Annotated in this window: 13 protein-coding genes and 1 tRNA gene; 12 read left to right on the top strand and 2 right to left on the bottom strand. The window is 63.5% G+C overall.

Annotation, left to right across the window (positions count from 1 at the left end):
- Positions 1–84: 84 nt before the first annotated feature.
- Positions 85–3,081: a TonB-dependent receptor gene (locus tag AC56LV_RS05135; protein WP_499556329.1), complete on the bottom strand. Its 2,997-nt coding sequence runs from the start codon at positions 3,079–3,081 to the stop codon at positions 85–87.
- 508 nt (positions 3,082–3,589) lie between these two features.
- Here AC56LV_RS05135 and AC56LV_RS05140 point away from each other — a divergent pair.
- From AC56LV_RS05140 to AC56LV_RS05185, 10 genes are all read left to right on the top strand, one after another.
- Positions 3,590–4,018 carry a hypothetical protein gene (locus AC56LV_RS05140; protein WP_343829235.1) on the top strand — a complete coding sequence of 143 codons (429 nt, stop codon included), beginning with the start codon at positions 3,590–3,592 and terminating at the stop codon, positions 4,016–4,018.
- A gap of 136 nt (positions 4,019–4,154) precedes the next feature.
- Positions 4,155–7,229, top strand: a complete 3,075-nt coding sequence (gene fdnG / locus AC56LV_RS05145) for a formate dehydrogenase-N subunit alpha (RefSeq protein WP_499556330.1) — start codon at positions 4,155–4,157, stop codon at positions 7,227–7,229.
- Positions 7,230–7,232: 3 nt separating this feature from the next.
- Positions 7,233–8,162 (top strand): formate dehydrogenase subunit beta, encoded by a 930-nt coding sequence (gene fdxH, locus AC56LV_RS05150; RefSeq protein WP_499556331.1) that lies wholly within the window; start codon positions 7,233–7,235, stop codon positions 8,160–8,162.
- Positions 8,163–8,172: 10 nt separating this feature from the next.
- The gene (locus tag AC56LV_RS05155) at positions 8,173–8,802 is read left to right on the top strand and encodes a formate dehydrogenase subunit gamma (RefSeq protein WP_258834163.1); all 630 of its coding nucleotides are present in this window, start codon (positions 8,173–8,175) and stop codon (positions 8,800–8,802) included.
- 146 nt (positions 8,803–8,948) lie between these two features.
- Positions 8,949–9,980, top strand: a complete 1,032-nt coding sequence (fdhE, locus tag AC56LV_RS05160) for a formate dehydrogenase accessory protein FdhE (protein WP_499556332.1) — start codon at positions 8,949–8,951, stop codon at positions 9,978–9,980.
- A 2-nt stretch (positions 9,981–9,982) separates the two neighbouring features.
- On the top strand, positions 9,983–11,440 hold the full coding sequence (gene selA / locus AC56LV_RS05165; protein WP_499556333.1) for an L-seryl-tRNA(Sec) selenium transferase: 1,458 nt from the start codon (positions 9,983–9,985) through the stop codon (positions 11,438–11,440).
- Entirely contained in the window at positions 11,437–13,356 is a 1,920-nt protein-coding gene (gene selB, locus AC56LV_RS05170) for a selenocysteine-specific translation elongation factor (RefSeq protein WP_499556334.1), read from the top strand. Before selA ends, selB begins: the two co-directional genes overlap by 4 nt.
- Before the next feature lie 43 nt (positions 13,357–13,399).
- A tRNA-Sec gene (locus AC56LV_RS05175) sits at positions 13,400–13,495 on the top strand.
- Positions 13,496–13,518: 23 nt separating this feature from the next.
- The gene (locus AC56LV_RS05180) at positions 13,519–13,965 is read left to right on the top strand and encodes a glycine cleavage system protein H (protein WP_499556335.1); all 447 of its coding nucleotides are present in this window, start codon (positions 13,519–13,521) and stop codon (positions 13,963–13,965) included.
- Complete coding sequence (locus AC56LV_RS05185) at positions 13,962–14,348, top strand: DsrE family protein (RefSeq protein ID WP_499556336.1); 387 nt, start codon at positions 13,962–13,964, stop codon at positions 14,346–14,348. The genes AC56LV_RS05180 and AC56LV_RS05185 overlap by 4 nt, the downstream gene beginning before the upstream one ends.
- Before the next feature lie 304 nt (positions 14,349–14,652).
- Here the strand turns inward: AC56LV_RS05185 and AC56LV_RS05190 are convergent, their stop codons facing one another.
- On the bottom strand, positions 14,653–17,883 hold the full coding sequence (locus tag AC56LV_RS05190; protein WP_499556337.1) for a di-heme oxidoredictase family protein: 3,231 nt from the start codon (positions 17,881–17,883) through the stop codon (positions 14,653–14,655).
- A gap of 306 nt (positions 17,884–18,189) precedes the next feature.
- Here AC56LV_RS05190 and AC56LV_RS05195 point away from each other — a divergent pair, with 306 nt between their 5' ends.
- Both AC56LV_RS05195 and cyoE read left to right on the top strand, forming a co-directional pair.
- A complete protein-coding gene (locus AC56LV_RS05195) occupies positions 18,190–18,879 on the top strand; it encodes a hypothetical protein (RefSeq protein WP_499556338.1) in 690 nt (229 codons plus the stop codon).
- A 132-nt stretch (positions 18,880–19,011) separates the two neighbouring features.
- Positions 19,012–19,986, top strand: a complete 975-nt coding sequence (gene cyoE / locus AC56LV_RS05200) for a heme o synthase (protein ID WP_499556339.1) — start codon at positions 19,012–19,014, stop codon at positions 19,984–19,986.
- Positions 19,987–20,047: the final 61 nt, after the last annotated feature.

Genomic DNA, 20,047 nt, shown 5'->3' on the forward strand with positions numbered 1-20,047 from the left:
GGTTTTCCTGGAAAAGCAAAAAGCCCGCTGACCTGCCGCGCGGGGCGGCAGGTCAGCGGGCGTCGGGATTACATCGGCATCGACTTAGAACGTCACGCCCAGACGCACGCTGTAGCGGGGACCGCTGACGAACCACGCACGGCCCTTGTCGCCGATGTGGTGCGTCATGATCTGCTTGTACTTCGCGTCCGTCAGGTTGGTGCCCTGGAAGTCGAGGCGGAAGTTCTCGTTGAACTTGTAGCTGACGCCGCCATCGAGCTGACCGTAGTCGTCGGCCCAGATCGGCAAGCCCCAGGCAATCACGTTCTGATTGAAGGTCGGGCTGTCCGGATTGGTGTCGACGCCGTTGGTGCCGTTGGTGCCGTTGTTGTTGTTACCCAGCAGGCTCTTCGAGCGCCAGCTGTAGGCCAGACGCGCCGACCATGGGCCCTTGTCGTACAGCAGCGCCAGGTTGTACGAGTTGCGCGACAGGTATTCCAGCGGCAGGTCGCCGAAGGTACGGCCATCGGTGTCGCAACCGTTCAGGTTCAGGTTCAGGTTGGCTGCGCCGCTCACGTTCGAGCAGTACTGCGAGAACACCGGGCTGTACAGGTCGCGCTTGCTCTTGACGTGCGTGTAGTTGGCCTGCACACCGAAGCCCGACATCCAGCCTGGCAGCTTGTCGAAGTACTGCTGGTACGCCATCTCGATACCGCGCGCCGAACCACGTGCGCCGTTGACCGGCGTCGCCACATTGAAATCGATTACACGGCCAGTCGAGTCAGTCAGCTGGTAAGCCGAATTCTGCTTGACGATGATGTCCTTCAGGCGCTTGTCGAACACGGCGAAGGTCAGCGAGCCGGCCTGGGCGAAGTACCATTCGGCGGTCAGGTCCATATTGCGCGAGGTAACCGGGCGCAGCAGTGGATTGCCGACGGATTCGCCGGTATGGGCTACCGACGTCACATTGGTGACCTGATCAGCACCGGTGCCGCTGGTCGTGCTCTGTACGCTCTGGCCCAGTGTCGTGTACGCCTGCAGCTGACCGAAGTCTGGTCGCGACATGCCCTTGCCCAGTGCAAAGCGGAACTGCAGCTGGTCGGTCGCTTTCATGCGCAGGTTCAGACTCGGCAGCCAGTTGTGGTAGCTGTTCTCGTAGTCCTGACGACCGGCGAACGGCGCGATGGTCGGCACACCCAGACCGGTGGTGCCGCCTGGCGGGATGATGAAGGTCGAGTTGTACACGGTGTAGCCGAACGACTTGTTGTCGGTCTTCACATAGCGCACGCCGATGTTACCGTCGATCGGCATCTTCATGTCATCAAACGCAAAGCGCAGCTGCGAATAGATCGCCTTGGTCTTCTCGGACTGCTCGTTGTCGCCCGATGGATTGGCTTCGCCGAAGGCAGCCGCTTTCCATGGATCGCAGCTGTTGCCGGCCTGTGCACACAGGATGTCATGGTAGCTGTGCAGCTGGGCGTAGGTGCCTGGATAGCCGGCCACGAGCGACTTCGCCGGGAACACGACCGCCGGGACGCTGGCGTCGCCGTTGAAGAAGTTCTTGAACTGGTTGACCGTCGTCGGCGCGTTGAAGCGCGGGTCGCTCAGCGTTGCCAGCTGGTTGATCTGCCAAGGCATCATCCAGCGCTGCGAGACTGCCGACCAGTTGTAGTTCGGGTTCGAATTGATGGTCTTGGCATCGCGGTCGGTAAAGCGCACGCCGACGCGGATGTCGCGCAGGACAGGGTGGTCGAAGTCATACTTGACGTCGCCTTTCCATGCGGTCTGTTCGGTGACGCTGCGGTCGCGGTGCTCCTGGGTGAAGGCCCAGAAGTAGTTGTTCGGGTCGCTCAGGCCGGCGGTCTGGGCCGCATCGAACATCAGTTTCGGGTAGCTGCCGGTCAGGTCCAGGTTCTGCTGCTGCATGATCGTGCCCAGCGCCACGGTCGAATCGAGACCTTCCGATTCGGCCTTGACGTGCTGGATGTCCGAGGTCAGCGTCCAGTTGGTTGCCGGCTTCCACTCGACATTCCAGGCGACGTCGGTGGTCGACGAATCGCGGTTCGAGGTACGGGTATTGTTACCGAACTCGATACCGTTATTGGTTGGATTCGACAGGATGCCGCTCATGAACGCGCCGTTGGCGTCGTACACGCCGTTGGTCACGCGCAGATTGGTTGGGTTGCCTTCGGCCGAGAACAGGGCGTTCTCGTCCCACTGCATCTTGTACTTCGACTTGAAGTAGGTAAGGTGGCTGCGCAGCGTGTTGTCCAGCTTCCACTGCAGTGCGGCGTAGGCGCCCTGACGCTTGCGCTCGAAGTCCAGCGTACGCCACTGCGCGCCTTTTGGAATCCATACCGTGCGGCCCGGCTCGGCATCGGCCACCGGGTAGTACGGCTCGACCTGGAAGGCGTCGGTGCGGGTGTTGCTCCGGGAATTCGCGTAGTTGACCAGCACGCCGAACTCGCCCATGTCGGTTTTCCAGCGGTTCGAATACATGAACGAGCCGGCCGGGTCCTTCTTCTTGTTCAGTTCGGTGTACGTGCCTTCGACGCTGCCCGAGATGCGCTGGCCCTTGATGTCGAACGGCAGCGCCGTGCGCAGGTTGACCAGGCCGGAGATGCCGCCTTCGATCTGTTCGGCGGACGGGTTCTTGTAGACGTCGACGCCGGCCATCAGTTCTGGCGGGACGTCCTCGAAGCTCAGTGCGCGGCCGCCGTTGGACGAGAACGAATCGCGGCCATTGAGTTCCGAGCGCACCCAGGTCAGGCCACGGATCGACACGCCCGAGCCTTCGACCGAGAAGTGTTCCGGGTCGGAGCGCGACATGGTGCGGTCGATGGTGACGCCAGGGATGCGTTGCAGGACTTCGGTGATCGATTTATCGGGCAGTTTGCCGATATCGTCGGCGACGATCGAATCGACGACCTCGTCGGAGTTCTTCTTGAGTTGCTGTGCGCTGTTGAGTGCGGCGCGCTGGCCGGTAATGGTCACGACCTGTGCGTCGGCAGGGGCCGGGGCGGCTTCCTGGGCAAACGCTGCGGACAACCAGCACAGGTGTGCCACGCCCACGGCAATCGCCGATCGATTCAGATGCTTCATTCTGTTGTCTCCGTCTTTGTTGTGAAGAGCCCATCTGCCGGGACTCTCTGCTGGAAATACCGTGCTCGTCAGGGGCGTAGGGGCGGCGTCCATGCAAGCTGTAAAATAATATAACACTAAATGTTAGGCGCAACCATTTTTTGTGATGGCCTGTTGGTAAATACCATTTTTGCTACATAGCACTTGACGCGGTCGCGTCGTTTGATGTGAATAGGGTAAGCAGCGCGGTGGATGCAAGCCCGGCTGACGTTGAGCAATAGCGCGATGCGTGGCAGCGATTTCCAGCGTGAGAATCGCAAATTTGACGCACTTCTGCAACGCGCGCGAAGGCAGGCTACACTAGCGCCGCCTCGTGGTTGTTAGCCGCAAGAAAGCAGGGCGGAAACAGTAAAAATGTCGATAAAACCGTCAATTTGGCGGCCAGACAGTCTTTACATCCGCCTTTGACGAAAATATTCGTCATAAAAGCGGGTCAAAACTCACGGAATGTCACCCTTTGCGAACGGCTGTGCGTAAAATACTTATTCAAGTAGTTCCGCATTTCCGCTATATTTTCAGTTGTATCTCTAAGTCAATGGATATTGCAATGATTCACATCAAACAAACAGCACTTACCCTGCGCAATGCAGCCATCGTAGCGACCGCCGTATTCGCTCTGGCCGCGTGCCAGAAAAAGGAAGCGACCGCGCCGGTGCAGACGCCGGACGTCGCCGGTCCGAATGGCGCAGCCATTGATCCGCACGCAGGCCTGAAATCCGAATCGGCGACTGCCCCTGCGGCCGTGCCGGAAACCGGTCCTGCCGAAGGCGGTACCGCGATCGGCGGCATGGTTGCCGGTCAGGATGCAGACTCGAACAAACCCCGCGACAGCGGTGCTTCAGAACCAACGGGTGGCGATGGCGCCACCACGCAGGCAGCGACGCCGCCGGCAAAATAATTGCTGGCGAGTCCAACGGCGCGCACACCGGCGCATGGTGGCGCCGGTAACGGTCAGGATGGAAAGAAAGCCAGGGCGACGACCCTGGCTGACCCCATTCTGATGTGCGCAATCCATTACTAGCAGGAGAATCTAGATGGGCATGAACAGAAGGCAGTTCCTCCGCGCAAGCGGTGCGGGACTCGCCGCCTCCACCATCGTCGCGCTCGGCTTCTCGCCGTTGCCGGCGATGGCAGAGACGCGGCACTATAAATTGGCGAAAGCCAAGGAGACGCGCAACACGTGTCCATACTGCTCGGTGGGCTGCGGCCTGCTGATGTACAGTCTGGGCGACGGCGCAAAGAACGTTACCTCGGACATCATCCACATCGAAGGCGACCCGGATCACCCGGTCAATCGCGGTACGCTGTGCCCGAAAGGCGCCGGCTTGCTCGACTTCGTCCATTCGCCGAACCGTCTCAAGTTCCCGGAAATCCGCGAACCTGGCACCAACGAATGGAAACGCGTTTCCTGGGATGAGGCAATGACGCGCCTGGCCGGCCTGATGAAGGCTGACCGCGATGCGAACTTCATTGCGACCAACGCCGAAGGCCAGCTGGTCAATCGCTGGACGAGCACGGGTATGCTGTGCGCGTCCGCGTCGAGCAACGAAACGGGCTACATCACGCACAAAGCGATGCGTTCGATGGGCATGCTCGTATTCGATAACCAGGCTCGCGTTTGACACGGACCTACGGTGGCCGGTCTGGCCCCGACGTTCGGACGAGGAGCGATGACCAACCATTGGGTTGACATCAAGAATGCCGATGTTGTACTGATCATGGGCGGCAATGCCGCCGAAGCACACCCATGCGGTTTCAAATGGGTAATCGAAGCAAAGCATCACAATAAAGCCAAGCTGGTCGTGGTCGACCCGCGCTTTACGCGTTCGGCCGCCATGAGCGACTATTACGCACCGATCCGCGCTGGCTCGGACATCGCCTTCCTGGGCGGCGTCCTGAACTATCTGCTGACCAACAACAAGATCCAGACCGAATACGTCCGGAGCTATACCAACGCCCCGTTCATCGTGAACGAAGGCTTTGACTTCCAGGATGGCCTGTTCTCGGGCTACGACGAAGCCAAGCGTCGCTACAGCAATGAAAGCTGGGGCTACGAAATGGGTGACGACGGTTACGCCAAGGTCGATCCGACCATGGAGCACCCGCGCTGCGTGCTGCAAGTGATGAAGCGCCATTATTCGCGCTACACCCCTGAGCAGGTCAGCAAGATCACCGGTACCCCGGTCAAGCAGTTCCTGAAGGTCTGCGAATACATTGCGTCGACTGCCCAGCCGGGCCGTGCGATGACGATCCTGTACGCACTGGGCTGGACCCAGCACAGCCAGGGTAGCCAGATCATCCGCACCGGCGCGATCATGCAGCTGCTCTTGGGTAACGTCGGTATTGCCGGCGGTGGCCTGAATGCACTGCGCGGTCACTCCAACATCCAGGGTCTGACCGACCTGGGTCTGCTGTCGAACTCGCTGCCGGGCTATCTGTCGCTGGCAACCGACAAGGAGCAGGACCTCGAGTCGTACTACAAGCCGCGTGCGCTCAAGCCTTTGCGTCCGAACCAGATGAGCTACTGGCAGAACTATCCCAAGTTCTTCGTCAGCCTGCAAAAAGCCTGGTGGGGCGATGCCGCGACCAAAGAAAACAACTGGGCCTTCGACTACTTGCCGAAAATCGACAAGCTGTACGACGTGCTGCAGGCGTTTGAACTGATGGGTCAGGGTAAATTGAACGGTTACATCTGCCAGGGCTTCAACCCGGTCGGATCGTTCCCGAACAAGAAGAAGATCATCGCTGGTCTGTCAAAGCTGAAGTTCCTGGTGACGATGGATCCTTTGAACACCGAAACGGCCGAGTTCTGGAAGAACTTCGGCGAGTCGAACGACGTCGATCCAAGCAAGATCCAGACGACCGTGTTCCGCCTGCCGACCACCTGCTTCGCTGAAGAAGACGGTTCGCTGTCGAACTCGAGCCGCTGGCTGCAGTGGCACTGGAAGGGCGCCGAAGCGCCATACGAGTGCAAGCCGGACATCGACATCATCGCTGACCTGTTCTCGCGCATGAAGAACCTCTATCTGAAAGATGGCGGTGCATTCTCGGATCCGATCACCAAGCTGTCATGGCCGTACAAGATTCCACACAGCCCGTCTCCCGAAGAGCTGGCCAAAGAATTCAACGGCAAGGCGCTCGCTGACATCTATGACGCGAAAGATCCGACCAAGGTCATCCTGAAGGCCGGCGAGCTGGTGCCGGGCTTTGGCGTGCTGCGCGACGATGGCTCCACGGCCAGCGGTTGCTGGATCTATGCTGGCGCCTGGACGCAGGCCGGCAACCAGATGGCGCGCCGCGACAATGCGGACCCGTACAACATTGGTCAGACGCTGGGTTGGGCCTGGGCCTGGCCGGCGAACCGCCGCGTGCTGTACAACGGCGCCTCGGCCGATCCAAAGACGGGCAAGCCGTGGAATCCTGCGCTGAACCTGATCTCGTGGAATGGTACGGCGTGGACTGGTTCGGATATTCCGGACATCCGCCCAGACGCCGATCCGGCCGAAGAGAACCGTACGCAACCGTTCATCATGACGTCCGAAGGCGTGGCGCGTCTGTTCGCACCAACCGGCATGGCCGAAGGTCCGCTGCCGGAGCACTATGAGCCGTTCGAGTCGCCGTTCCCGGTCAATCCGATGCACCCGAAGAACCCGATCGCCCGTTCCAATCCGGCGGCCCGCGTGTTCAAGGGCGACATGGAAGCGTTCGGTACGGCCAAGGACTTCCCGTACGTCGCGACCAGCTACCGCTTGACCGAGCACTTCCACTACTGGACCAAGAACGTTGTCTCCAACGCGATTATCCAGCCACAGCAGTTCGTGGAAATCGGTGAAGAGCTGGCCAAGGCCAAGGGCATCACGAATGGTGATATGGTCAAGGTGTCGTCGATGCGCGGCTTCATCAAGGCCAAGTGCCTGGTGACCAAGCGTATTCCACAATTGAACTGCGATGGCATGAAGGTCGATACAGTGGGTCTGCCGAACCACTGGGGCTTTGTCGGTGTGGCCAAGCCGGGCTTCCTGGTCAATACGCTGACCCCATTCGTGGGCGATGCAAATACCCAGACCCCGGAATACAAGTCGTTCCTGGTCAATATCGAAAGGGTCTAAACAATGTCTTCATTACAATCTCTCGATATTGCGGCGCGCTCGGCAACCACCACGCAACCGCCGGTGGCCCGTACGCACAAGCCGGAAGTCGCCAAGCTGATCGACGTGTCCAGCTGCATCGGCTGCAAGGCGTGCCAGGTGGCGTGCATGCAGTGGAATGATCTGCGCGATGAAATTGGCGAAAACCACGGTACCTACGACAACCCGATCGACCTGACGCCACAGTCGTGGACCGTCATGAAGTTCTCGGAAGTCGTGACCAAGTCCGCGGACGAGGGCGATCGTCTGGAGTGGCTGATCCGCAAGGACGGCTGCATGCACTGCGACGAGCCAGGCTGCCTGAAGGCCTGCCCGGCGCCGGGCGCGATCGTCAAGTACACGAACGGTATCGTTGACTTCATCAGCGAGAACTGCATCGGTTGCGGCTATTGCGTCGCCGGTTGCCCGTTCGATGTGCCACGCATCAGCAAGGTGGACTCGAAGGCCTACAAGTGCTCACTGTGCGCCGACCGCGTTGCAGTGAACATGGAACCGGCCTGCGTGAAGATCTGTCCAACTGGCGCCATCCGTTTTGGCACCAAGGAAGACATGATCGAATACGCGGGTGACCGCGTGGTCGACCTGAAGGAACGTGGCTACCAGAACGCCGGTTTGTACAACCCGGCCGGTGTGGGCGGCACGCACGTGATGTACGTGCTGCAGCACGCGGACAAGCCGAGCCTGTATGCCGGCCTGCCCGAGAACCCGACCATCAGCCCGACCGTGGCGCTGTGGAAGGGTATCGCCAAGCCGCTGGGTGTGGCTGCGATGGTCGGTGCTGCTGTGGCCGGCTTCTTCCACTACATGAAGGTTGGCCCGATCGAGACGCACCACGACGAACCCGATGTTCAGCCGACGCCTGGTCCCGACCAGCGCGACGACGAACGGGTATAAGGAGAAGACCATGTTTATCACTCGCTATCGCGACATGACGCGCATGAATCACTGGGCCGTGGCTCTGTTGTTCATCTGCGCCGGATTGACTGGCCTTGCCCTGTTCCATCCGTCGATGTTTTTCTTCAGTGTGTTCTTCGGCGGTGGACAGTGGACCCGTATCCTGCATCCGTTCTTCGGCTTGCTGATGGTCCTGGGTTTCGTGTTCCTGTTCTTTGCCGTGGTACGTGACAACTTCTGGACCAAGACCGATACGGCCTGGGTCAAGAAGGCGCCGGAACTCCTCAAGGGTAACGAGCACGCGATGCCGCCTGTACACAAGTACAATGCGGGCCAGAAAGCCGTGTTCTGGATCTTTGCCGTGAGCCTGGTGCTGCTGTTGATCACTGGCTTCATGTTCTGGCAACCATGGTTCGCGGACTTCTTCCCGATCCCGCTGCGTCGTTTCGCGATGCTGGTGCATGCGGCTTCGGCCCTGGCACTGGTGCTGAGCGTGATCATGCACGTGTACGCCGCCATCTGGGTCAAGGGCTCGTTCCGCGCCATGACCCGTGGCACCGTGCACGAGGACTGGGCGAAGTCGCACCACCCGCTGTGGTACAAGGAAGTGGCAGAGGACGCCAAGCGCAACAAGCGCTAACGTAGTATTGTTCGGCTAAGCTGGCTGTCGAGACCGTCGTTTCCGCCACCGCGGGAACGACGGTCTTTCCACTAACGGGGGCAGTAAAATGGGCCCCGGCCGATCGGATTGACCATCGCAAGAACCGAATAGGAAGCATCCTTTCCATGAGCATTACCAAATCCACCAAGCTGCTCAGCCCCGAAGAAATCGCGGTCCGGGCTGGCGAGCAAATGCCGTATATTCAACTCCCGGTGCGCCGCGAGTTGTTCTCCGCCCGTGCCACCCGTCTGCGCCAGCTGGCGCCGGGCCACGCGATGGACGACTTTTTACTGTTTGCCGCCGAACTGGCCGCCGTGCAGCACGAAGTGCTGCAGGATTACCCGACCGTCACGCTGCCGACGCTGGACGACCTGGCCGCCGCCGCGCGCGCCGCCCAGGCACCGGTGCCGGCGCCGCTGTGGCCACGCGATCCGGTCTGGCGCGGCGCGATGCGCCGCATGCTGGAACTGCTGGTGCCGCGCCTCGCGGGTAGCCCGGCGCAAGCCGCCGTGCAGGCCCTGCTGGCTGCGGGCGACGACCATCTCGAAGGCCAGGCCGAACTGCTGCTGCAAGGCGCGGCGGGCCTGGACATGAGCGCCGCGCCCCTGGTGGCGGCCGGTCTGCAGGTGTACTGGACGAACATGGTTCTGGCCATTCAGGAAGCGTATGGCGCAGCGCGCCAGCAGCCGTATGGCCGCACGCTCGACATGACGACCTGCCCATGCTGCGGCAGTCTGCCGACCGCGTCGATCACGCGCGTCGACCAGACCGGCAGCAATTTCCGCTATCTGCATTGCTCGCTGTGTTCGGCGCAGTGGCATATGGTGCGGGTCAAGTGCAGCCACTGCGAAAGCACCAAGGGCATTCACTACCATTCACTCGAGGCGCTGGCCACGGATGGCGCCGTGCAGGATGCGTCGCAGGCATCGGTCCAAGCCGAAACGTGCGACGAGTGCCATCACTACATCAAGATCGTGCGCATGGAGCGTGAGCTCAATGTCGATCCGGTGGCCGACGACCTGGCCTCGCTGACGCTGGACATCCTGGTGTCCGAAGCGGGTTACGAGGCGCATGGCGTGAATCTGCTGCTGCTGTCGGGCGGCGAAGATGCCCCGGACGAACCGGCCATCGCACCACCATCGAACCGGAGTAATTGATCATGTCGCTCAGCGAGTCCGTGGTCCACGGCTCGAAGGCGACAGTCAAGGAGCTGCCTTCGATCGATAAACTGCTGCGTTTGCCATCGGTGCAGGCGCAGTTGTCAGCCCACGGCCACACGCTGGTCGCCGGGCAGGCACGCGCGCTGGTCGACGACCTGCGCGCACAGGCGCTGGCCGGCGTGCTCGCGGCAAGCGCCGTGATGCCCGATGCGCTGGGCAGGGCGCTGGCCGAACGCGTCGCCGCGCGCATTGCGCCGCGCATGCGCCGCGTGATCAACCTGACCGGCACGGTTATCCATACGAATCTGGGCCGCTCGGTGCTGCCAGACGTGGCGATCCGCCACCTGACGGCGATGATGGCCGGCCCGAACAATCTCGAATACAACCTCGACACTGGCTCACGGGGCGATCGCGACAGCATCGTCGAAGGCCTGCTGTGCGAAATCACCGGCGCCGAAGCGGCGACGGTCGTCAACAACAACGCCGCGGCGGTGCTGCTCTCGCTGGCCGCGCTGAGCGGCGGGCGCGAAGCGATCATCTCGCGCGGCGAACTGGTGGAAATCGGCGGCGCCTTCCGCATGCCGGACGTGATGGACAGCGCTGGCGCGCGCATGGTCGAAGTGGGCACCACCAACCGCACGCACCTGGCGGACTACGAGCGCGCGATCACCGAGCGCACCGCAATGCTGATCAAGGTCCACACCAGCAACTACATGGTGCAGGGCTTTACCAGTGCGGTGAGCGAGGCCGAACTGGCACCGCTGGCCCGCGCCCGCGGCGTGGCGCTCGTGTCGGACCTGGGCAGCGGCTCGCTGATCGACATGGGCAAGTACGGCTTGCCGCAGGAACCGACGCCGCAGCAGATGCTGGCGGACGGCTGCGACGTGGTCATGTTCTCGGGCGATAAATTGCTGGGCGGCCCGCAGGCGGGCCTGATCGTCGGCACTCGGGAGCACATCGGGCGCATCCGCAAGTTTCCAATGAAGCGCGCGCTGCGGCTGTCCAAGCTGCCGCTGGCGGCGCTGGAAGCGACCTTGCAGCTGTACCTGCAACCCGAACTGCTCGTGCGCGAGCTGCCGACGCTGCGCTGGCTGACCCGCACGCAGGAGCAGGTGGCCATGGCCGCAAACGCGATCCTGGAACCGCTGCGCGCCGCGCTGGCGCCGCGCTACACGGTCACGCTGGAACCGATGCTGAGCCAGATCGGCTCGGGCTCGCTGCCGATCGACCGCCTGCCATCGTGCGGGCTGGCGATCGCACCGGTCTTGTCTGGCAAGCGCGGCATGGGCACGGCGCTCGACGCGCTGTCGGACGCCATGCGCGGCCTGCCGGCGCCGATCATCGGCCGAATTGCCGACGACCGCGTGCTGCTCGATTGCCGCTGTGTGGATGATCCAAACGAGGTCATCAATCACTTGGCCGGCCTGCGCCTGGCCATCATCGGAGACGCCCCATGATTGTCGGCACTGCAGGCCACATCGACCACGGCAAGACAGCGCTCGTGCGCGCACTGACGGGCATCGACGCCGACCGGCTGCCGGAAGAAAAACGGCGCGGCATCACCATCGAACTCGGTTACGCCTGGATGCCGCTGGAGGACGGCCGCCGCATCGGTTTCGTCGACGTGCCGGGCCACGAAAAGCTGGTGCGCACGATGGTGGCCGGTGCCAGCGGCATCGACTTCGGCTTGCTGCTGATCGCCGCGGACGACGGCCCGATGCCGCAGACGATCGAGCACGCGACCATCCTGTCGCTGCTGGGCGTGCGCCGTGGCGCGGCCGTCATTACCAAAATCGACCGTGTGGAGCCGGCGCGCGTCTCCGAAACTGAAGCCCGCGTACGCGCACTGCTGGCCAGCAGCGGGCTGGACGACTACGCGGTGCTGCATGTCTCGAGCGTGCGCGGCGATGGTATCGATGCCTTGCGCGCGGACCTGGTCGATGCGCTGGCCGCTGCGCCGGGCGATGATGTGGCCGGTGCCGGTTTCCGCATGGGCCTGGACCGTGCCTTCACGCTGGATGGCGTCGGCACCGTGGTGGCCGGCAGCGTTTCGGCAGGCGGCGTGACGATCGGCGACGCGTTGTCTCTGGCGTCCACGCCGGACGACACGTACCGCGTGCGCAGCCTTCAGGTGCACAGCCGCGCGGCGCAGGCGGCGCAGGCGGGCCAGCGCTGCGCCGTGGGCCTGGCGGGCCTGGAACGCACGGACGAACTGCGCGGCCAGGTGCTGTGCGACCCGGCCATCGCACTCACCACGCAGCGGATTGATGTCTGGCTGCAGGTCGCCGCCACCGAAGACAAGCCGCTGCGTTCGGGCACGCTCGTGCACCTGCACGCGGCGACCCAGGATTGCCTGGCGACGGTGGCCGTGCTGGGCCAGCCATCGATCGCCCCGGGCGCCGGCGCGCCGGCCCAGCTCGTGCTGCACAAGCCGGCCAATGTCTGGCATGGCGACCGTTTTATCCTGCGCGACGCGTCCGCGGTGCGCACGGTGGCCGGTGGCCAGGTGCTCGATCCGCTGGGGCCGATTCGTTATCGCCAGACGCCCGAGCGCCTTGCCTATCTGGAAACGCAGCGCGCCATTGATCCGAAGACGCGCCTGCTGGGCGCGCTGGCGCAGGCGCAGTACGGCGTCAATGGCGCCACCTGGCTGCGCAGCAGCGGCCTGGCACGCTGGCCGTTCGACCTGACAAGCGTGCCTGACATCGTCGTCGGCGCCGGCGGCGAGTGGCTGATCGCCCGTGCACGCCTGGATGAAGCCCAGGCCGGCTTGCTCGCAGCCTTGCGCGACTTCCACGACAAGTACCCGGATGAAATCGGCCCGGACGTGCAGCGCGCCCGCCGCCTGGCTGCGCCACGCATGCCCGAGGCGCTGTGGCTGCAACTGACGGGCCATATGATCGAGGCCGGCGTGCTCGCGCGCCGGAATGGCTTCCTGCATTTGCCCGAACACGGTGTGGCCTTGCGCGCGGCCGAACAGATCGTGGCCGAACACGCGCTGCCGATGCTGCGTGAAGGGCGCTTCGATCCGCCATGGGTGCGCGATATCGCGTTGCAGGCACGGTTGCCCGAGGCGCAGGTGCGCCAGGTGCTGGGCCGCATGGCGCGCGGCGGCGACGTGTATCAGGTGGTCAAGGATCTGTTCTATCATCCGGCCGTGATGCACGAGCTGGCCGCGCTGGCGAGGAAGCTCGCCGCGGAAGAAGCCGGTGGCCAGGTCACGGCAGCACGGTTCCGCGACCTGACCGGCCTGGGGCGCAAGCGCGCGATCCAGATCCTGGAGTTTTTTGACCGCATCGGGCTGCTGCGCCGCGTGGGTGACGTGCACCTGCTGCGGCCGGGAACGTTGCTGTTTTCCGAGAAAACGCTGTGACCCTGACGCAATTTTTCCGGACAAGGTAAAATCCCGGCTCAACGGAAGGAAATCGTCCCTGGTGGGGCGGCTGGGCTTCAAACCCAGTTGGTGGCGCCATGCGTCGCCGGGTGGGTTCGACTCCCGCATCCTTCCGCCATCCTTTCTGTTTGACACATTCCTATGATCATCCTCGGCTTCGACTATCCGGACGACTGCTATTTCGACCTCGACAACGATATGTGGTGCCGCCCGCTGGATGACGGTCGCATGCAGGTGGGTGTGAGCGCATTCGGTGTTCAGATCAGCGGCAACCATTTCTATATGTGCCGTCCCAAGCCGGTGGGCAACGAGGTCGAGCAGGGCAAGACGGTGGGTGTCGTGGAGCTGAGCAAGACAGTCGTGACAATCAAGACGCCGGTGTCCGGCACGATCGTCGAGATCAACACGGCGCTCGAAGAAACGCCCGAACTGATCCACCAGGATCCATATGGCGCCGGCTGGATTTCCGTGATCCAGGCCAGCGACTGGGAACGTGACCGCGCGCAACTGGCGCACGGCGCCGACCTCGTTGAACAGGCCGAGCGGCGCATGCGGCTTGAGCCGGTCGATGACTGGATCAAGCCGTGATTCCAGCGCAGGCAGGTCTGGCGATCATGGTCTGGTCGTGCGACCTGACCCGGCCCGAGGCGTTGACGACGCCGTTCATGACGGCGCAGGCCGCAGCGGCGCTCGACATGCCCGTCAAAATGTTGTTTACCAACCAGTCCGTCGCGTGGCTGCTGCGCGAACACAGCGCGCGCCTGAGTGGCTTTGGCGTCGACCGGTGGACAGTTGAGCGCCACCTGGATGCCACGATTGACCTGGGTGTCGAGATCCGCGCCTGCAGTCAGGCGCTCAGCGCCCTTGGCGCGGACTGCGCTGCGCTGGCGCCCCAATGCGCTGGCGTCGAAGGCATGGTGACGTTCGTCGAGCAGGGCAGCGCGCCTGGCTGGCGCATGCTGGTGTTCTAAGCTTGCGCGTCCACGTCAGAATCACCACGGCTTTTTCTGGCTGCGGCGTCAGCACTGCTTAGCCACCTCCTCGGTGCACATAGCCGGGGTCAGGTCTGACATTCAGACACGGCCTCAGCCTGAGCCACGTCCAATGGTGTATCGACAAGCCTTAGCATAGCCCGGTGTCAGCCAGTTCGACTATCTGGCTGTCGAGTTCGTGTCCGAATGTCAGACCTGACCCCGGCTTTCACAGTGCAGAATATGCCGCGCAAAAAAAGTGCCGGGCTGTGAACCCGGCGCCTCCGTCACGTCGGCACGAACGTTACAGCGAGCGCAGGAACGCCAGCAGCGCCTCGCGTTCAACGGTCGCCAGCTTCTCGAAACGCTTGCGCGCGGCGGCGGCTTCGCCGTCGTGCCACAGGATTGCTTCGCTTAAGGTGCGTGCGCGGCCGTCATGCAGGTAGCCGACCTTGCCATCCTTGCCCATCACCTTGTCGCTGTAGCCAATGCCCCACAGCGGCGCAGTACGCCACATGCTGCCGGTGGCCTGGCCTTCGACGTAGTTGTCCGCCAGCCCCGGGCCCATATCGTGCAGCAGCAGGTCGGTGTACGGCCGGATGGTCTGGTCGCGCAGTTCCGCAAACTGGTGCTTTGCGCCGGTTTTCATCGAGGCCGTGTGGCAGGCCACGCAGCGCATCGTCTCGAACAGCTTCTGGCCCGTGGCGACCTGGCGCGTGTCGACCCTGTGCTCGTCAAGTGGCGTGACGCCTTTCGGGAAGCCGCTGGCCAGGCTGCGCTGGGCCGGTACGGCCAGCAGCGCCAGATAGTTCGAGATCGACTGCAGCTCTGCTTCCGAGATACCGCGCTGGCGGGGCGCGGTGGCGCATGCTGCCGGGTTGGCGTCGCAACTGAGGCTCGGGTAGACGGGCGAGGTGACCGCCATGTCGGCCAGCAGCGCCGAAGCCGCCTGGTGGCGCAGCGTGGCCTTCGATGCTTTCCAGCCAAAGCGGCCCAGGCGCACGGCGCCGCTTTCGGGATCAAACACGAAGTTGGCCGTGCCGCGTACGCCGTCGCCGTCCGGGCTCGAGCGTACGCGCGCCAAGATGTCGGCTTCGGGAATCGCTTCGAGCAGGCCGGTGCCGATCATCGGCTGGGCCGCGCGCAGCGAGACGGTTTCCGGCACCGGGCCGTCAAACGCGATTTTTGGCTTGCGCAGTTCGACGTTCGTGCCGTCCGCCAGCTGCACCATGCGGGTGTCGAAGCCCGTCACGCGCACGCCGGTGCCCCAGTTCTGCGGGGTGCCGTTGCTGGAGACCGCATTCATCTGCACCGTCGTGCCATAGGTCGGATGTGGCAGTTGCTGGCCTTGCGGCCCGACGCGCGCCACGCGTACCGCCATGCCATCCAGGCGCTGGTTGATCGCCGCAGGGGCCGGGCTGCGGCCGTTGCCGACGTGGCACGCAATACAGGCCGACTGATTGAAGCGGGCTCCCTGCAGACCCACTGCCGCCGCATACCGGTCGTTGCCCGCTTCGTTATGCTCACCGGTGGTGAAGTTGGTGTGCAGCAGGCGCCGGCCTTCGACGAAGCGCTGCATGTTCTGCATGCCGACATTGTTGTGCGGCTGCTGGAACATGAACAGGCCATTGTCGCTGTAGTTGTACGACACCGACCCGAGGCCGCCCGACAGCACGTCGTCCGGCAGCGGCACCGAATTCAGGCGCGGCTGCACGCCGTACCATGGGCGCAGGCCCTGGCCGACGACATAGCTCCATTCCTGCGAGTAGTAGCGGATGCCGCCGGTGTCGCCCAGCGCGCCCAGTGCTTCGCGCGTGGTGAAGTACGACGGCGAGACTTCAATGATGTCGCCCTTGACGAGCGGCCGGCCCGGCACGCTGCGGCCGGTCTTGAAGCCGTCGCTGTTGAGCTCGCTATGGCCCGGATAATCCTTGACCAGCAAGGTGCAGCCGCCATTGATGCCGTTGGCGCTGGCCAGCCGGTTGTTCTGCGGGTAGGGCGTCGGCTTGCAGATAGGGATATCGTTATTGACCAGTTCGCCGGGCCGCATCCAGCCGTAACCGGTCGAATACGGCTCGTCGAACTGGCGGAAGAAGGCAACGCCGCCCTTGAGGAAGTCGACCGTCGTGTACTGGTTCACGACCAGCATCGGTTGCGTGACGCCCGCAACACGGCTGTTGTCGATGATCTCGACGCCCCAGGTGCGGTTCTTGTGGTACTGCGGCACGAACGTCAGGTAGTTGCCCGGGCCTTTGTCAACGGGCAACCCGCTGGCGGGGTCGACCGTGTCGTTCGGGCCGTAGCCGATCTCGTTCCACTCTTCGCCGCGCTCGCGGCCATGGCGCGCCAGGCCACGGGCGCCGAAGCGCGTCACCAGCGTGCCGTCCGCAAGAGTGAACTGCAACGATTCAATCGGCTCGGCCGTGCCCGGCAGCGGGCTTAGCGCAGAGCCATTGGCGGGAAAGGCCACGGCCGACGTCGGCGCATCGGGCAGCGTGTTGTCGCTGCCCGGCGACTTGAACTCGACTTCAAACAGCGAGTAGCCGTACTGCGTTGCACGTGCGACACCCTGCAGGCGCAGGTAGCGGGCGCGGAAACCCAGGTTGAAGAATTCCTCCACGCCACCCTTGCCGGTGCCGACATGGCGCAACTGTGTCCATGTCACGCCGTCGTTGGACGTGAGCACCGTATACACCTTGCCATACGATTGTTCCCAGGTCAGCTTCATGTAGCCGATTGCGGTGGGCGCCCCGAAATCGAAGTTGATCCAGGCGCCGTCCTCGGGCCGGCTCGACCAGCGCGTGCCGGGCTTGCCGTCGATGGCCATGCCAGCCGCCATGCCGCCGTTCTCCGGCGTCGACGACGTCGCAGCAACCGGCTTGATGGCCACGCCGGGACGGGTCAGGTCGATTGGCAGCTCTGGCGCTGGCAGGTCCGGGCTCGGCGCCGGCGCGGCCGGGGTGCCGGTAAAGGCCTGGATCTCGAGGATCGAATAACCATACTGGCCGGCGCGCTTGACACCCTGCATGCGCAGATAGCGGCCCTGGCCATTCAGGCCCGTGAGATCCTCGGTGCCGCCGACACTGTCGGTGACGCTCTTGATCGTGGTCCAGCTGCTGCCGTCCCCGGACACCTGCAACAGATAGGCACTCGCATGGGCAGCCTCCCAGTCGATCCGCACACGGGTGATCGTCTGCACCGCACCGTAGTCGAGCGTCAACCATTCATCGTCGGTGAAGCGGCTGCCCCAGCGCGTGGCGTTGTCATGGTCGATTGCCGCCGGGCCATCGAGATCGGGCCGCTCGGCCGAGCTGGCCTGGGCCTTGACCGGGGTCAGCGCCGTTTCCGTGCTGGCGAACACGCCGGCCACGGTCCTGAACAGGCTGGCGCTGGCGTTCTGCATGACGGCGACAGGCGACTCGGCAGTGCCGCCACCACAACCCGCTAACAGCAGCGGTAACAGCAGGATGGGTGCGAGCGGCGCGCCGGGCATGCGGATGCGGCGTGACGACTGCCCGCAAGGCAGTTGATCCATGGTGAAACTCCTAGGTATGAACGTCGATGGGTGAACTTCAACACTACTTTCCGCATGCCCCGGCCATGTGTGCCGGCCGGGATCGTTATAATTGCTCAAAGGCAATTGTTGACCATAAGGTAACCGACCCGTTGGAGACGTGTCAAGAAATCTGCGCCGATGTGACACTTACGGCCTGTCTTCCACCAATAAATACAGTCCAGGCACGTCGCATTTCCCCAAAAACCAATCGTGCGCGACCTGCCAATTCGTACAATTGCGAATTAGCCCGTTCAGATGGGCAACAATTGTGTAAACGGAGAGACGATGGGGCGATTATTTTTGTGGGCGAAGACGCGCCCGGCGCAGTGGGCGCTGCTGGCTGCGCTCGTGGCCTGTTACCCCGTGAGCCTGCTCCTGCCGCTGTCGTGGGGCCGCGAAGCAGGCGTTCTGGAAAACCTGCAGGTTCTCGTTCTGCTGAGCGGCTTCGTGGTCGCAGTCGTCGTCTTCATGCGGCGTCGGCCGGAACGCACGGCGATGCTGGCGCTGTGGGCCGTGCCCGTGTGGTTGCTGCTGGCGGGCCGTGAGCTCAGCTGGGGCCGCGCCTGGCGCGCCGTGCCCGGGTTCGATGCGTCGGGCAGGGCGCTGCCGCCCGAGCCGCTGTGGTTCCAGCCGCTGGTCTGGCCGGGCGCCGTGCTGCTCATCGGCTGGCTCGTGTACAGCGCCTGGCATTACCGCATCGACGAGGTGGTGCGCCTGGCGTTCGTGCGCAGCGCGCCCTGGCTGCTGCTGTTTGTGGCGCTCGGTGCGGCCGTGGGGTCAACCTGCGCCGAGGGGCATATGTCATGCCATATCGATCTGGTCGCGTCGCGCGCACAGGTCTTCGAGGAGCTGGTCGAACTGCTGGCCTACGTGGCGCTGTGCAGTCTGCAAGTGGTCGTCCTGCGGCATCGGGTGCCGGCTCTGGGGCCACGCCACGAGCACGGCGTCGATGCTCGCGCAAAACAGATGCGCTGACGCCGGTTTGCTGGCGGCGCGCATGTGGCTCGCTTGGCAAGTAGGACAAATTGCCCGTTGGTCGCGCCGCCGTTTTCCACTAGCATGATGGGTTCTGTGAAATGACCACCTGCCTGTAGCGGTCGCCCCATCATGTCGAATTCAAAAGTTGTCGAAATCCAGCCGGCCGCCCTGGCCATTCCCGATGTCGTTACTGGCGTCGTGACTGGCCCGTCGCCCGCCGGTGGCCTGGCGCAGCGTGCCGGCCAGTACTGGGCGCTGACCAAGCCGCGCGTGACCCTGCTGACCGTGTTCTGCGCCGTGATCGGCAGCCTGCTGGCCACGGATGGCGCACCCGCCTGGTCCGTGTTGCTCTACAGCGCTGCCGGTATCTGGTTACTGGCTGGCGCCGCCTTTGCCGTCAATTGTCTGCTGGAAGCGCAGGTCGATGCCCGCATGACCCGCACGGCGCGCCGGGCGACTGCGCGCGGCGACCTGGGGCCAGCCCAGACGGTCGTGTTTTCGCTGGTGCTGGGCGGCGCTGGCGCCGCCTTGCTGTACACGCAGGTCAATCCGCTGACGATGTGGCTGACACTGGCCACGTTCGTTGGCTACGCCTTCATCTATACCTTGCTGCTGAAACCGGCCACGCCGCAGAACATCGTGATCGGCGGGTTTGCCGGCGCCATGCCGCCAGCGCTCGGCTGGGCCGCGGTGGCCAATGGGGTGCCGCTCGAGGCGTGGCTCCTGGTGCTGATCATCTTCCTGTGGACGCCGCCGCATTTCTGGGCGCTGGCGATGGCGCGGCGCGACGACTACGCGCGCTCCGGCCTGCCGATGCTGCCGATCACCCATGGCATGGCCCATACCGGCCAGCAGGTATGGCGTTACAGCGTGGCGCTGGCAATCGGGACTGCGCTGCCATGGGCGGTTGGCATGAGCGGGCTGTTCTATCTGGCGTGCGCGTGCGCACTGAACGCCGTGTTCCTGCGCCATGGCTGGCTGGTTCACAAGCACTACAGTGACGCGATCGCCCGCAAGGCATTTGCCTGGTCGATCGTGTATCTGGCGCTGCTGTTCGGCGCGCTGCTGGCCGACCATTACCTGACCCTGCTATTGGCGGTTTGAGCCACGTTGGGTTCGTCATCGAACAGAAGCGGAGAACGCTAACATCTTAAGCTGTTCCCAT

This window comes from Telluria sp. RB2R28 (assembly GCF_059685835.1).